The organism is Paenibacillus sp. RU5M, assembly GCF_900221055.1.
Lineage (GTDB): Bacteria > Bacillota > Bacilli > Paenibacillales > Paenibacillaceae > Paenibacillus > Paenibacillus marchantiae.
Genome location: NZ_OBQM01000004.1, coordinates 273,236 through 289,019 on the forward strand (window position 1 = coordinate 273,236; position 15,784 = coordinate 289,019).

General features: G+C 47.8%; 14 protein-coding genes. 12 read left to right on the top strand and 2 right to left on the bottom strand.

The genetic code is table 11. The features are described 5' to 3' along the window. Nucleotides 1-7 precede the first annotated feature (7 nt). The 12 genes from CRO25_RS15110 (at nt 8) to CRO25_RS15165 (ending at nt 14,204) form a co-directional block, all read left to right on the top strand. Nucleotides 8-994 carry a siderophore ABC transporter substrate-binding protein gene (locus CRO25_RS15110; RefSeq protein ID WP_079695556.1) on the top strand — a complete coding sequence of 329 codons (987 nt, stop codon included), beginning with the start codon at nt 8-10 and terminating at the stop codon, nt 992-994. A 304-nt stretch (nt 995-1,298) separates the two neighbouring features. Beyond that, nucleotides 1,299-2,759, top strand: a complete 1,461-nt coding sequence (locus tag CRO25_RS15115; RefSeq protein WP_240321539.1) for a spore germination protein — start codon at nt 1,299-1,301, stop codon at nt 2,757-2,759. Nucleotides 2,760-2,763: 4 nt separating this feature from the next. Then, the gene (locus tag CRO25_RS15120) at nt 2,764-3,963 is read left to right on the top strand and encodes a Ger(x)C family spore germination protein (RefSeq protein ID WP_179132188.1); all 1,200 of its coding nucleotides are present in this window, start codon (nt 2,764-2,766) and stop codon (nt 3,961-3,963) included. Then, nucleotides 3,956-4,177 (top strand): hypothetical protein, encoded by a 222-nt coding sequence (locus CRO25_RS15125; protein WP_063567234.1) that lies wholly within the window; start codon nt 3,956-3,958, stop codon nt 4,175-4,177. The genes CRO25_RS15120 and CRO25_RS15125 overlap by 8 nt, the downstream gene beginning before the upstream one ends. 50 nt (nt 4,178-4,227) lie before the next feature. Further along, on the top strand, nt 4,228-5,433 hold the full coding sequence (locus tag CRO25_RS15130; RefSeq protein WP_176854488.1) for an endospore germination permease: 1,206 nt from the start codon (nt 4,228-4,230) through the stop codon (nt 5,431-5,433). A 129-nt stretch (nt 5,434-5,562) separates the two neighbouring features. Then, nucleotides 5,563-6,399 carry a uroporphyrinogen-III synthase gene (locus tag CRO25_RS15135; RefSeq protein ID WP_063567236.1) on the top strand — a complete coding sequence of 279 codons (837 nt, stop codon included), beginning with the start codon at nt 5,563-5,565 and terminating at the stop codon, nt 6,397-6,399. A gap of 274 nt (nt 6,400-6,673) precedes the next feature. After that, nucleotides 6,674-7,396, top strand: coding sequence for an SDR family oxidoreductase (locus CRO25_RS15140; protein ID WP_240321537.1), 723 nt, complete (start codon nt 6,674-6,676; stop codon nt 7,394-7,396). A 35-nt stretch (nt 7,397-7,431) separates the two neighbouring features. After that, nucleotides 7,432-8,070 carry a ThuA domain-containing protein gene (locus CRO25_RS15145; protein ID WP_079695560.1) on the top strand — a complete coding sequence of 213 codons (639 nt, stop codon included), beginning with the start codon at nt 7,432-7,434 and terminating at the stop codon, nt 8,068-8,070. A 72-nt stretch (nt 8,071-8,142) separates the two neighbouring features. Then, nucleotides 8,143-8,520 (top strand): phasin family protein, encoded by a 378-nt coding sequence (locus CRO25_RS15150; protein WP_053782782.1) that lies wholly within the window; start codon nt 8,143-8,145, stop codon nt 8,518-8,520. Then, nucleotides 8,521-10,191 (top strand): AarF/ABC1/UbiB kinase family protein, encoded by a 1,671-nt coding sequence (locus CRO25_RS15155; protein WP_063567238.1) that lies wholly within the window; start codon nt 8,521-8,523, stop codon nt 10,189-10,191. It begins immediately after the preceding gene. A 547-nt stretch (nt 10,192-10,738) separates the two neighbouring features. Next, the gene (locus CRO25_RS15160) at nt 10,739-12,190 is read left to right on the top strand and encodes a SulP family inorganic anion transporter (protein WP_063567239.1); all 1,452 of its coding nucleotides are present in this window, start codon (nt 10,739-10,741) and stop codon (nt 12,188-12,190) included. A gap of 451 nt (nt 12,191-12,641) precedes the next feature. Beyond that, complete coding sequence (locus CRO25_RS15165) at nt 12,642-14,204, top strand: DEAD/DEAH box helicase (protein WP_079695562.1); 1,563 nt, start codon at nt 12,642-12,644, stop codon at nt 14,202-14,204. A gap of 235 nt (nt 14,205-14,439) precedes the next feature. Here CRO25_RS15165 and CRO25_RS15170 read toward each other — a convergent pair whose 3' ends face one another. Both CRO25_RS15170 and CRO25_RS33375 read right to left on the bottom strand, forming a co-directional pair. Further along, on the bottom strand, nt 14,440-15,372 hold the full coding sequence (locus CRO25_RS15170; protein ID WP_063568407.1) for a hypothetical protein: 933 nt from the start codon (nt 15,370-15,372) through the stop codon (nt 14,440-14,442). A 2-nt stretch (nt 15,373-15,374) separates the two neighbouring features. Then, nucleotides 15,375-15,539, bottom strand: a complete 165-nt coding sequence (locus CRO25_RS33375) for a hypothetical protein (protein ID WP_161490672.1) — start codon at nt 15,537-15,539, stop codon at nt 15,375-15,377. Between the last annotated feature and the right edge of the window lie 245 nt (nt 15,540-15,784).

A 15,784-nucleotide genomic window follows, 5' to 3' on the forward strand; every position in this document is an offset into this window, starting at 1 on the left:
TCTATTTATGAAAAAGGGTTGGTTGTTTACGTTGCTTGTGGTGTTGTCGGTTGTTCTGGCAGCTTGCGGTGGAAGTAAAACAGCAGAAAATACAGGTGCCAGCAGTGGCACAGGATCAGAAGCGAATGCAGCAGCAGATCAGTCCAATGATGAAATCGTCATTAAACATAAACTTGGCGAAACAACAGTGAAGAAGAATCCGGAGAAAGTGGTTGTATTCGACTATGGTGTGCTGGATACATTGGATCAGCTTGGGGTAGAGGTTGCCGGTGTACCTCAGGAGGGAGTTCCCTCTTATCTGGAAAAGTATAATGATGCAAAGTACGCCAATGTTGGCGGTTTGAAAGAGGCTGATTTTGAGAAAGTAAATGCTCTGAAGCCTGACCTGATTATCATCTCAGGACGACTGCAAGACTCCTATGAAGAGCTGAGCAAGATTGCACCGACCATTTATATGGCGGTAGACACAGAAGATTATATGAACTCCCTGACTTCGAATGTGAAGACGCTTGGAGAGATCTTTGGTAAAGAAAAAGAAGCAGAAGAGGCACTGGCATCCATTGATACCTCTGTTAAAGCTTTAAATGATAAAGTAACGGCTGCTGGAAAGAATGCACTGGTTGTTCTGACGAACGAAGGCAAATTGAGTGCTTATGGTGCAGGTTCCCGATTTGGTATCATTCATGATGTGTTCGGTTTTACTCCGGCAGATGCAAATATTGAAGTGTCGACCCATGGACAAAGCGTTTCATTCGAATATGTTATGGAGAAAAATCCGGATTATCTGTTCGTGGTAGATCGGAGTGCAGTGGTTGCAGGCAGTGGTGAGGCAACGCCTGCCAAACAGGTGGTCGAGAATGATTTGGTCAAAAATACGAATGCTTATAAAGACGGACACATTGTTTATCTTGACCCAGATTACTGGTACTTGTCCGGCGGTGGTTTGGAATCCATTCAGGAAATGATTAAAGAAGTGGACAAGAGTATCAATTAAGTGAATGAAGATTTGATGCAAACTTTTGATGAAGCCCCAAAGGTCTCTGTAATTCATACAGAGGCCTTTTTTGTTGTCTGAAATGAAGATGCCATTGGATATTTTATAAAAAGACCACATAATTCTGCGCGCTCTGGCACAAGCTACCTTGTATAAAAAAACAGGAACGGAGGGGCGGCATATGGCGGACAAAACATCAGGGAAAGATGGTTCCAAGGATTCAGAAAAGAAGAAACACATCCCCTTAGGGCTGCCGTCTCCCCCTATTCTGAAACAACCGATAGGCCTTTCACATGAAAGCCATATGTTGGCACTGGAAGACATTTTCTCGGATTGCTCGGATGTGATCTTCCGCAATGTCAAGATTTCACCTGAAGTGGAAGGACTACTGGTGTACATCGAAGGCATCGTGAATTCGACGGATATTCAGGATCATATGCTTCGGCCTCTGATTCGTGGTCTGATCGAACAACGAACCGATGAACCTGCAGCTCCTCTGGATGATACACGTATCGCCCTGACGCAGGTGAAGAAAGTGGATACCTGGGCAGACGCAGCGGATGGTGTGCTTGAATCCTCTGCACTTCTGTTGATCAACGGAAGCAAGGAGGCTTGGCTATTCAACGTCAAGGGCGGCATGCGGCGCGGTGTCGAGGAACCCCAGACCGAGTCGGTTATCCGCGGGCCACGCGAAGGCTTCACCGAAACATTGCGCGTAAACACAGCTCTGCTTCGTTTTAAGCTGAAAACACCTGGGCTTAAGATGTTAAGCATGACGATTGGAACCGAGACCAAAACCAATATAGTCCTGTCCTACATCGATGATATTGCCGATCCCAAGCTGATTAAGGATGTCAAAAAACGCCTCAACAAGATTAAGATCGATGGGATTCTTGAGTCCGGGTATATTGAGGAATTGATAGAGGATCATCCGTATTCCCCTTTTCCACAGATGCATTATACCGAACGTCCAGATACAGTTGCAGGTAACTTGCTGGAAGGGCGATTTGCCATCTTTGTGGATGGTAGCCCGTTTGTCCTTATAGCCCCAGTAACCATGTGGCAGATGCTTCAGGCGAGTGAGGATTATTACGAACGGTTCTTTATCAGCAATCTGGTGCGGTGGATTCGGTTTTTGTTTGTAGCTATCGCGCTATTTCTGCCTGCACTCTATATCGCCATTACAACCTTCCATCAGGATATGCTGCCGACCACGTTGATTCTGAGTATTGCCGGGGCAAGGGAGGCCATTCCATTCCCTGCACTGGTTGAAGCCCTCATTATGGAGCTATCATTCGAGGCTTTGCGAGAAGCGGGGGTCAGGTTACCTAAAACGGTAGGTCAGGCTGTCAGTATTCTGGGGGCACTCGTGATTGGACAGGCAGCGGTTCAAGCGGGTATCGTCTCTGCACCCATGGTTATTATCGTATCCATGACAGGGATTGCGTCTTTCACGATCCCTCGTTTTAACTTTGCCATTACGGTTCGTTTACTGCGTTTTCCCATTATGCTGCTTGCCGGAGCGCTTGGTTTATACGGCATTGTGTTCGGACTGGTGCTGATCTCGGTTCATCTGACGCAAATGACTTCTTTCGGTGTACCGTATTTGTCGGGCCTCAGTCCCTACAGCAAAAAGGATACCAAGGATATTGTTATTCGTGCACCATGGTGGAAAATGATCAATCGTCCTTCAACGGTTCATCGTGACCAGCAGCGGATGAATGAGAAAATCAACGGTTCACCTGAAGCTGAGGAGGGGTGGTAAGCACATGTTTTTTGTCCATAAACGGCATGTTGTCGCCATCATGCTCCTATGTACCATTTTCATATCAGGGTGCTGGGATCGGAAGGAAATTAATGATATCGCTTTTGTGATTGGTCTCGCCATCGACAAGGAAGAGGATAATTACAGAACCAGTCTGCAAATTGCCCTTCCCGGCCAATCCGGTTCCACTGGAAGTGAGGGTGGTGGTGGGGGCACAAGTGGCGATAAATCGTGGTTCATGTTATCCAATACAGCCAAAACGTTGCGCGGAACATCTCTTGAAGGCCAAAAGGCACTTTCCCGTGAGCTTTATTATGCACATCGGCGTACCATGCTGATCGGAGAGGAGCTTGCACGTGAAGGCGTTGCTCCCATGCTGGACTTACTTACGCGTTACCCGCTTAACCGACTCTCTGCGCTACCGATTGTTACCAAAGGTTCTGCTTACAAGGTGCTGAATACCGATGCGCCGATTGAAAAATTCCCTTCGGAAATGGTACGTGAATTATGCTTTCTGAATATGCGCAGACCACGTTCACTCAAGACATTCACGGATGCGATTCTTTCCGAGGGGGTAGATCCATTCCTGCCTGTCGCCTCGACCGTTGACAATGTGCCGAGCAACTGGAAGGACGTCAAGACGAACATCAAGTTGGATGGACTCGCCATCTTTAAGAAGGACAAACTGATAGGCATGATTGAAAAAGCGCCTGCTGGTGCACTTATACTGGCTATGGGTGAAGCCAACGAACCAGAAATTATGGTTAAGGCTCCTCGTGGGAAAGGTGATATTTTCATCAAGCTGAACGAAAACAACTCTACATTACATCCTCATATTGAAAATGGAAAAATATCGGTGACGATTGAACTTTATGCCAAGGGAGTCTTGGTGGACAACGAGTCGAACTACGGTGACCTGAGAGAGCAAGAGATTAAGAACCTGAATCAAGCACTTCATCAGAAAATTCAGGATGACATCAAGGAAGGGATAAGGCTGATTCAGAAAGAATATCCTGCCGATATTTTGGGTTTGGGTCGCTCTATTCACCAACATCTGCCCAAAGAATGGGACAAGGTTAAGGATCGTTGGGATGATATTTATCCAAGTGTAAAAGTTGTGGTTGAACCACATATCGTTATTGAAAATGTAGGAGTTATCAACAAACCATTTGGATTACCTGAGGAGGATATTGTCCATGATTAAGCCGCTGCTGTTCACTTATTTGGGTATAGTCGTTGCCGTAATCATCATGGACTTCAAACATTTGAAGCAGGCAGCGGCTATTAATCGCTGGTTATCCTACGGACTGATCGCCATCAGCGCCGGGATTTGGTTCTATGTAACGAATTTGAGCAAAACAGTCTTCGTCACGACATGGCTTACCCAATTCATTCAGCGGTGGCTACCGTTACCATAAGGCTTTTTCAACGAATAAGCATGAAAGATAAGACAGAAAGGAGGTATTCCATGAATCAAAAAGTGACCAGTCGTCAGTTGGTGCTGCTCATCATGCTGCTCAGTATTACAGGTACGTTGATTCAGCCCCATGCACAAGCCATCTTTTATGCTGAACAGCACGCCTACTTATCCTATATCCCCGTGTTTCTTGTCATGGTGGCATCCCTATGGATGTTAAGCCGTGTTCAGCGACGGTTCCCCGATCAGGATCTGTTTGAATCTCTGGTGGAGCGTTTCCCCTTTTTGGGACGTGTGACAGGACTGTTGTATATCCTGTTTTTTCTCTTTATATTTGCCCGTGATATCCGCCTAATCGGTGACTATGTAAGCATTACCTTGCTGGAGACGACCCCGATTTCCATAATTTTATTGACCCTGTTGGTCATGGCTGTTTTTATCGTGAGGGGAGGGCTAGGGTCCTTAATTGGGATGTCAGAGCTGTATGTTACTTTGTTTATGCTGAATTCGTTAATTTTGCCGTTTATGCTCATTCAGCAAATAAACATGGATAATCTCATGCCGTATTTTGACATTGATGTTGCGGGTGTTGGCAAAGGAAGCTGGTACATATTTTCCTTTTTTGGAGAGATGATTGCAATTCCCTTTGTAATTAAGGGCAGTGATTTCCGATTCAAGTCGGTCATGTGGGGGATTACGATCGCAGCCCTGTTAATGATTCTGATTATCGTCGAAACTATCCTGGCAGTGGGGGTACCCATCGCATCCAGGTTGGTATATCCCTCCTATGAGCTTGCAAGACAGCTGCAAATCAGTGATTTCCTTGATCGGTTTGATCTTGCACTAGCAGCGGCAACTCTACCTACAATGATTACCAAAATTGCATTTGACCTGTACTTTGTCTGTTGGGGAATGAAACGAATGATTCCAAAAGTTTCAGGTAAAGTGATGACAGGACCCGTGGCTTTGGTTGGTTACGTGTGTAGTTTCTGGTTTTTCAAAAACGCGGTTCAGCTCTTTCGCTTTACACGAGAATGGACATGGATTGGGATTGTGTTCGAGATACTATTTCCCATCATACTCTTTGTGTTCCTTCGTCCTCGCAAAAAAGATGCGAAAAATCGCCGAGCAACGGATGACCAGAAGCAAAAGCAGCAACCAAAAGAGGATAAACAAGGGAAAGCATCACAGGAACGAGATGAGCCTGACAAAAGTAAACGTGATGGACATCAGGGTGGAGAACTACAGCCTTCCTGATATATTCCATCAAAAATCGTTATAGATGAACCGCCGAAAAGAGGGGAAACTCGGTTTCCCTCCATAGAAGTACCCTGTATACTGTAGTCAGACTGATGACTTTCGGCTGAATTAACGGGGGGAACATGGATGGCTCAACATTTGGCAGGTATACGCGTAGCATTGACCGGACCACGAAAATCCAAAGAGATGTCTTTGCTGGTTGAGAAAATGGGCGGGATTCCACTAGTCCGACCTGCACAAGGAACTGTTTTTCTGGACGATCGTAATATTCGAGATGGTCTGGTATCCTGGATATCCGACCCGCCAGACTGGACGGTATTAACCACGGGTATGGGATTGGACGCTATTTTTGATATGGCTGAGGATATGGAGATTGCTGATCAATTGCTGGACGTATTATCGGAATCCTTGATTGCTGCAAGAGGGTACAAAACAGTCAATGCACTCCGAAAACGTAAACTGACACCACTGGTACGGGATGATGATGGCAGCACAGACGGGCTGATTCGTGAATTTGCGCCTCATGAACTTAAGGGACAGAAGGTCATGTTGCAACTGCATGGGGAAACCGCGCCCAAGTTGGTCGGTTGGCTGGAGGAACAAGGGGCGCAAGTACGTCAGGTGCTTCCTTATCGTCACGTCCCGCCCGAAGAGGGCGAACTGGAACAGTTGTTGAATGAAATTTTGCTGCATGAGGTGCATGCTGTCGCGTTTACTAGTGGGCCGCAAGTGCGGTTTTTGGTTGAATACGCGGCGTCAAAGGGCAAGCTCGAATCCATGCAGGAAGCCTTCCGGCAAGGCGTAGTGCCTGCTTCGGTGGGTAGGGTTACGGCAAACGCAATGCGTGAAGAAGGTATTGAGGCGCTCGTAGTCCCAGAGGATGAGAAGATGGGGGCACTAATCGTTGAACTGGGGCGTTATTACGCTGCCCGATCTGCGGACAAGGCTCAACTGCTGCAATAATATGTGATCCCGCCTGGAGTCATATTAAGCGTTGAATGAAACGCATTTAAGATGCCAAGTTGTTCCCGGTTCTGATCCGATATATGGATCAGAACTTTTTTTGTTGCTTGTCTCTGTGATCGGTTCATTTTCTATAAGCTGAATGAATCTGATTCAAGGGAATTCACCTGAGACTTTGGTCATGAAGTTAGTTGTACCCATTCATAATTAAAGGTTTTTGGATAATAATGTGGAATGAATTAAAGACAGATTAAGCTTGTGAGGGAGGGACAGCATGATGAAAACCGTATGTGTAACCGGGGCGGCCCGGGGACTGGGGTTAGCTCTGACGGCACAAATGCTGAAGAGAGGTTATATCGTTTATGCAGCAGGGTTGGACATGGAAGAGTCAGAAGGAATTCGTCTTCTGACGGATGCCTTTCCAAAACATTTACGTGCCATCGAACTGGACATTGCGGATGATCTGTCCGTAGCTTTGTTCACGGAGACACTTAAGCTGGATACAGAGCATTTGGATATGCTTATCAATAATGCGGCTATACTAGGAAGTATTACGGATCATATCCGCGGACCGTTAAATATGGCGGAGATGGCAGAAGTATTCAACGTAAATACCTTGGGGACATTGCGTGTGACTCATGCCCTGTTGCCCCTCCTTCTTCAAGGGACAAACAAGCTGATCGTCGATATATCTTCGGAGGCAGGCAGTATTGAGCAGTGCAGCCGGGATGGATGGTTTGCCTATTGTATGTCCAAATCTGCGTTAAACATGCAGGCCCGCCTTGTGCATAATGGTCTGAAGAATGAGGGTGGGCAAGTGATGCTGATACATCCCGGCTGGGTACAGAGTTATATGAGCGGGGAATTGAATACCGATGCAGACCTTACGCCAGATCAATCGGCTCAGCATATCACAGCACTCATCGATCGTCATAAGGAGTTCATGGGCGATCAGCCCGCGTATGTAGATTACAAGGGCGATACCCTTCCTTGGTAATTCTGTTAGAGGTAATTTGAAAGGAGTTTTTATTGATGGATCATCGTAAAAAAGCGTTGTTACTTGGTGATTATACTCATCCGGACTGGCATCCGCTGCAAGGGGTGGATGCGGAAATTAGTCGGATTTTTCACGATACTATGACTGTGCAGTGCAGTGAGAATCGCAACATGCTGCTGCAAGAAAATATAACTGGATTCGATGTGTGTATCTGTTACATGGATGATTGGAAGGGGAAAGTCTCTCCACAGCAGACGGCAGGCTTATTGTCCTATGTTAGTAATGGAGGTGGACTGGTCATTATACATAACGGAATTTCGCTCCAAAATCGTTATGAGCTGAAGCAGATGATCGGTGCCAAATTCCTGCATCATCCACCTTATGCCCCACTAGAGTTCACAGTAACTGCAGAGAGCCATCCAGTGACGGAAGGCATTTCAGGATTTACGATGGAGGAAGAGCCTTATCAGTTCGAGTTCGGTTCATTTGCCGAAACGAAAATTCTGCTGGAGTATCAATCCGAAGAAGGGCCGAAGCCTGCAGCTTGGGCGCATAGATATGGTCTTGGACGCATTGTTTACTTGATGCCAGGACATCATGTACCATCTTTTGCCCATGATACCTATCGTCAGTTAATTCTGCAGGCAGGAAAATGGGCTGCGCGCTACGTGTAGCCGTACCGTTTCTTTTGTGAGCAGCTGATTAGGGGTATACTATAGAGATCAACGAAGAGGAGGATGACAAGAATGAGCGATTTGTTCAAAAAGGCAATCTCGTTAGGGCTCGGTCTTACTGTTGTAAGTAAGGAGAAAATTGAGAAAACCGTGGATGATCTGGTTAAGCGCGGGGAACTGGCGCCTGGTGAATCCAAAGCGTTGGTTGAACGCCTGATGGAACGGGGCGATGAAGAGCAGGGCCAGTTCAAAAGAATGATTCACGAACAGGTCAAGCGCGTCCTTCAGGAAGTGGGCGTTCCATCCGAGAGTGATGTAACCAGTTTGGAACAGCGTGTTGCCGTCCTTGAGAAAAAGCTTGCGGAACTGGGTCACACACCACAGCTTCAACCTGATGTATCCCCAGCTCCACTTGAAGTTCCTCCTCTCAAAGGAAACGAGATCGAGTAGATGGCTGTGCGAATCAAACATGTCGGCAGATACCGGGAAATTGCCATGGCGCTGGTGCGTCATGGCTTCGGTTATATGGTCGAGGAGCTGGGTTTGTTCCAGCTGCTGGCCATACCCCGGCGGTGGATGTCGCGTGAAGCCCACACCACCAAGACGCTGAGTGAACGCATACGACTCGTGCTGCAGGAGCTGGGGCCGGCTTTCGTTAAGCTGGGGCAACTGGCAAGCACAAGGGCAGACTTGTTGCCCGAGTCTGTGATCCGGGAATTGGTGAAGCTGCAGGATCAGGTCCCACCGTTTTCCTCGGAGACGGCACGGGGTATTTTGGAACAGGAATTGGATACACCGCTGGAGGAGATCTTTTCCCGGTTCGAGGATACCCCTGTGGCTGCGGCTAGTATTGGACAGGTGCATCTGGGTAAACTCCGAAGCGGTGAGGCCGTAGCTATTAAGATTCAGCGGCCCGGCATATCGCGTATCGTTCAGCGCGATCTAGATATTTTACGAGAATTGACAGCGATGGCGGAGAAACGCTGGGATTGGGTGAAGCAATATCAGATTCCGCAAATGGTAGAAGAGTACGCTCAGGCATTGATGGCCGAGCTGGATTATACCGTCGAGGGACGTAATACGGAAAAGATTGCACAGCAATATCAGCAGGATAGCAAAGTGAAAATACCACTGATCTATTGGGATCAAACTTCTTCTCGTGTGCTCACCATGGAGTACATCGAAGGCATCAAGCTCAATGACCGTGACGAGTTGATTAAACGTGGGCATGATCTGAATAACATTGCGCAGCGGCTGGTGGATTCGTTGTTGAATCAGATTTTCATTCATGGATTCTTTCATGCCGATCCACATCCGGGCAATCTGATGGTTCTGAAGGATGGCAGGCTTGCCTTTATTGACTTCGGCATGGTAGGAAGTCTGAGCGATGAGATGAAGCAGCACCTGGCTTCGCTCATTATTGGATTGATGCGCAAAGATACGGACAGCATGATTCGGGCGATTGAGAAGCTGGGCATGATGCCGGATGATATGGATCTACGAGGGCTTCATAACGATCTGGACAAGCTGCGCAGCAAATACTACGATATTCCCTTCTCCAAAATCAGCGTGGGTCAAGCATTGAATGATCTGTTCGGCGTGGCGCAGCGACATCGGGTTGTGATGCCTGCCGACATTCTGCTGCTAGGGAAATCGCTACTCACGATGGAAGGTGTCATCGAACATCTCGATCCTTCCTTGAGTATCGTAGATATGGCAGAACCATTTGGTCGAAAGCTGATCAAGGAACGCTTCAATCCTGGGAGGATCAAGAACCGTCTGTTCCGCAGTGCTGCGGATATGGCCGAAAGTGTCATGGGTCTGCCAGGGCAGTTAAGGCAATTGTCTTCCATTATTAGCAAAGGTAAGCTAAGGTTGGAGATCAGTGTCCCCGAACTGGATGCGCTCATGCGCAGAATGGACCAGATCAGTAATCGGCTGTCTTTTAGTATTGTACTGCTCGCATTTTGTATCATTATGGTTGGATTGATTATCGGTTCTTCGATCAGTCACCAGTCAACCATGCTGTGGGATATTCCGGTCATTGAGATCGGTTTTCTGGTAGCCATTCTGATGGTGGCCTTCTTGCTCTATTCGATATTTAAATCGGGGAGATTTTAAGTATAGACGTAATCAAGAGAGTCGTTAAGTTTCCTGTCAGGGGAGCATTAGCGGCTTTTTTTGTTTGGGCATGGACGGGAATATTTAAACAAGATAAACAGAGCATAACTGAGATATTTTACATAAATAAGAGATAATAAAAGATAATATACCAATTACGGATACATACTCTGTTCGTGTAGAAGAGACTCTAGGACTATAATAATAGGTCAGTACATTAACGGACCCGGTTTTTCTGAGAGGGGAAAACCTAGAGAGATTGTGATTGGCTCACGATGCCTCGAAAGCAAGACACCTGAATGTTGTAGTGGAAATAAGAGGTGCACACTGGAACGGATGAGACATGTTCAGGCATGGTATCGGATAATTTATTCGGATCATGGTCAATCCAACATGTTTTCAACTTATATAGACACATTTTTGCGGGAGGGTATTCCGCTGTTTTGTGTTGTTTGTTGTAGTTGCTCAGTGACGAACCATTCCATTGCCGTTCAGGAGATAAGTCAAATTTGAGTTTAAATACGTAGGAGGACCGGCAAAGGACGATATGAATACTTTAAAACAACAATGGTTTGGTAACATTCGCGGGGACGTGCTGGCAGGTATTACGGTAGCGCTGGCGCTTATTCCGGAAGCCATTGCCTTCTCGATCATTGCGGGTGTCGATCCGATGGTGGGATTGTATGCTTCGATTACGATTGCCATCGTGATCTCGATTGCGGGCGGAAGACCGGGCATGATCTCGGCCGCAACGGGTGCTATGGCGGTACTGATGGTGGGACTCGTCAAGGATTATGGCGTGGAGTATCTTTTTGCTGCTACAATTCTGACAGGTATAATCCAGTTTATTCTGGGAATTTTCAAGGTTGGTCGGTTTATTACATTTGTGCCTCATTCGGTACTGACCGGGTTTGTGAACGCGCTGGCGATTCTGATCTTTATGGCTCAGCTGACCCATTTCACAGGTGCGAACTGGATCATGTATGCGATGGTAGCGGGTACGCTGGCGATCATTTATATTTTGCCACGGTTTTTCAAAAGTGTTCCGGCTCCACTGATTGCCATTGTGATTATGACGATCATTACGGCGCTATTACATCTGGACGTCAAAACTGTAGGGGATATGGGGAATCTTACGAGTACCCTGCCTATGTTCCATCTGCCGAATATCGACTGGTCTCTCAATACGCTAATGATTCTGCTGCCGTATTCGTTCACGATGGCTCTGGTAGGTTTGCTGGAATCTTTGCTGACTGCAACGATTGTGGATGAAATGACCGAGACCAAGAGCAGCAAAAACCGTGAAGTACGTGGTCAGGGGATTGCCAACTTTGTTAATGGCCTTTTCGGTGGCATGGGTGGTTGCGCGATGATTGGACAGTCGGTTATTAATGTGAAGTCTGGTGGTCGAGGTCGATTATCGACATTTACGGCTGGCGCTTTTCTGGCCATATTGTTGTTATTGCTTAGTGGTGTGGTGAAAGAGGTGCCAATGGGCGCACTCGTAGGTGTGATGTTTATGGTGTGCATCGGTACGTTTGACTGGAGCTCCATCAAGAACATTGCGCGTGTGCCACGTGCGGAAGCCTTCGTTATGGTAGTCACAGTTGCCATTGTGGTGTATACCCACGATCTGTCTATCGGTGTGATGGTCGGCGTTGTGCTTAGTGTGCTTCATTTTGGTTGGAAACAGACCAAGATTCGTGTGCAGGCATATGAGGAGCAGGGGCAGAAGGTCTATCGGGTCCACGGACCGTTCTTCTTCGGTTCATCTTCCCGCTTCGTCGATGAGTTCAATGCTGAGGCTGATCCGCAGGAAATCACGATTGATTTTGGTGGCTCACATATTTGGGATAATACGGCGGTTGTTGCCATTGGTAAAGTGAAGTTCAAATATGCGAAGCTGGGCAAAACGGTGCATCTGCGCGGACTGAACGAGGAAAGCTCTCGTTTGCTTGAGAAGAGCGGATTTGCTACGGTGCAAGGGCACAGTTCCTAATTCATAGCTATAGTTGAATCCAAATGAGTATCATTGATAGATGATAGGTGCTGTCCTGCAAGTCATGATGGATCATGACAGGGACGGCCCTTTTTTGTTTATATCAGCAAAATGCTTAGTTAGTTGAGGTCTATAGCGTGGCTGAAGTTCGTCACAATTTCACAGGTTTCCATGACTGCGGTATAAGGTCTGTATGATTCGTTAAGGCTTTAAACACAACGATCCGGGACATTTGTGGACAAATGCAGGAAAGTAACGCCTGATCCCCTTTTGTTTTGCTTGACTAACGTGTAAACTACAGGGTATGGAGAAGAAGAGCAACGGACCGATTGCTTTTTAAAAAATTCATTTCATAATCATGATTGATATACGGAAAACTAGTCTTGATTGAAGCCAAGTGAAAGCAATTATGAAATGGACTTATCTAAATGAATATACAGAGGTGTAACGATTGGCAAACTTTGAACAACTGGGCATTCGCCCGGAATGGTGCGAGATCCTGAAACATCAGGGCATCGCCGTGCCGACTCCGGTACAGGAGCGTTCGATTCCGGTATTGCTGGGTGGGCGTGATATTATTGCTGAGGCACAGACGGGTACAGGGAAAACACTGGCTTTTTTGCTGCCGATTATTCAGAAAATTAATGTATCCGACCGCTCGCCGCAAGCACTGATTATTGCCCCTACGCGGGAGCTGGCGCTGCAAATTACGGAAGAAGCGAAGAAGCTGACTGCAAACGACGATAAGCTGCATGTTCTCGCGGTATACGGCGGACAAGATGTGGACAAACAGCTGCGCAAGCTGCAAAACGGCACACAGATCGTGATTGGTACGCCGGGACGTCTCCTGGACCATCTGCGTCGTGGCACGTTGAAGCTGGATAATGTTAAGAAACTTGTGCTGGATGAAGCCGACCAAATGCTGCACATGGGCTTCCTGGATGATGTTGAGACCATCCTTAGTGAACTGCCACACAAACGTCAGACAATGCTGTTCTCGGCAACGATGCCGAAAGGCATTCGCAACCTGGCGAAGAACTACATGAAAGACCCGGAGGATGTGAAGGTATCCTCCAAGTCCGTGATTCCGATCAATCAGATTCGCCAGCAGGTGCTGGAGTGCACGGATCGTGGCAAACTTGAGGCACTTCGCGGCATGATTGATACGTATCGCCCGTACCTGGCAATTGTTTTCTGCCGGACCAAGCGCCGTGCATCCAAGCTGAATGAAGATCTGCGTGAAGCAGGTTATGCGAGCGATGAACTTCATGGTGATTTGTCTCAATCCAAGCGTGAGAACGTAATGAAAGCATTCCGCGACGCGAAATTGCAAATCCTCGTTGCTACGGATGTTGCGGCACGCGGACTGGATGTTGAAGGCGTAACGCATGTATTCAACTACGATATGCCGCATGATGCGGAAAGCTATATCCACCGGATCGGCCGTACGGGTCGTGCTGGCGGCACGGGTCTTGCCGTGACATTTGCAACACAGCACGACAGACCGGAGCTTGCTCGTATTGAGGAAGGCACCAATCAGAAGCTGTCCCGTATCCAGTGGACAAGTGAAGGTCCGGTAGCATCAACTGGAGCAAATAGACGTTCTATCAACAGTCAGGGTGATGAAGAACGTTCTGGCGGACGCTCCGCTGGGACAGGCAGTGCCCGTCGCGGCGCAGGTCGTACCGGCCGCAGCGAAGGCGGACGTGGCGGTCGTGGTGGTTCCCGTGGCGGCGAAGGTGGACGCAGCGGTGGTCGTAGTGGCGGCCGCAGTGGCGACGAGCGCAGCGCAGGCCGTGGTTCCGCGCGCAGCAGCAGCGACAGCAGTCGCGGTGCAGCGGGTCAAGGCGGGCGTGGTGCAGGTCGCAGCGGCGATGAGCGCAGCAGCGGCTGGGGCGGCCGTAGCGCCGACAAGCGCAGCTCCGGGCGCAGCAGTGAAGGTTCACGCCGACCGGACTCCGCAGGACGCGGGCCGGCCAAGAGCGACCGCCGCGATTCTCGTCGCGGGCGGTAATAACGATAAAACCTATGGCAAGTAGTCTGGAAGAACGCCATACATTTTCCAAATATCAAAACACCTCATCCTAGACCTAAGGATGGGGTGTTTTTTTGTAGAAGCTTATATGATAAAAACTATACAATGTCACGTGTGAATCCAGTATGCATGCAGGGGTAAACGAATTTTGGTTCGTCTATATACAGGGATTGAGTTTGCACTAATTTACATTTCGAGTCCATATACATCAGCTCTATACACGAATATCTGCGTACGAATCCCGATATTTCTCGTTATACACCCGACCAACCGACTCCGCCAGACCACCGCGTGCCTTACCAGGATACAGCTCCAGAGTTCGATAGAGCCGCATAAACCGATCTTTGGGCATAAAGCGCGCGTAGCGGGTAATAAGACTTGGGAACAACTCAATATATTTACTCTTGCGTACAGCAGCGGCGGCTACAGCCGTCAGAATCTGAATCCCGTTGTGCAGTTGCAAAATATTCACTTCGTACGTGGCGATATACCGGATCGCATCTTCACGGACCAATTCGGGCTTCAGCCGTGCGATTTCACCGATATATTCAGCAAGCAGCCGCTCGAAGCTGTGCAGCAGCAGCGGTTTGAGCTGCAGGTCCATATCACTTCGCAGCACGAAGGATTGCAGCAGCGCAACCTGCTGCAGACGAATCCGGTCGTTATAGACGAGTGAACCGATCTCCCTGAGCATTTCATAGGCTAGCGCTTCATCCTGCTTGCGTGCTTCTGCGACAAGAGCCCAATTCCGGTTAATGCCTTGGCGAATCGCTTCCTCATCCTGACGCAGCATGCGTTTAAGTTCACGCTGCTGTTCCACTTGGAAGGATCGCTTTTGCATGAAGATCAATCCAGCCAGAAGCAGCAGGGAGACACTGGCCGCCGCCATCGTTTGGTCTATGGTTTCACCAAAATAGGTGGCTGCTGCACCAAGGATTACCGTGATAAACAAGTCGCGTGCAATCCGACGTTTGACGCGGGAAGAGGCGCGTTCTTCCACTGTGGCAAGGGTGCCGCGTCCACAGGCAGTACAGTGATCTTCCCACAGGCAGGTATACTGGCCACACCGCTTGCAGACACGCAACTTTTGAAATGCATGCGTTGTTCTTATAAAAGGTTTGATGGATACAACTTGTTTATTGCTCATGCTCAATCACGCTCGCCATTCAGAATAGTGTAGAGGGTTCGATCGGCATCTTCCCTTGAAACGGGTTTGCGCCGATGAAGCAGGAACGCAATCACCTTTATAATGACAAAAAGAAACAATATGGCGAGGCATCCGTATGTAACCATAATCCGTTCCTTTCTAGGCATAATTAAAATATGCGTAGTTATAATGTTTACTGATCAAGCGTCGTTATATTGCAGTTTGCTGGCAATAACTATATCATATTTCCATAGTTGGAACTTTTGTGCCAGCTACTGACATGAATTCGTCGATTTTTGTCAGTCATTACAAAACTGTAACTGAAGATAGGGGTGCTTTTCAGAATTTATTAGTAGACTGTTAAGATTTCCTTAAGGCTTGACGCCTATAATAAACTATTCCCATTTTAATC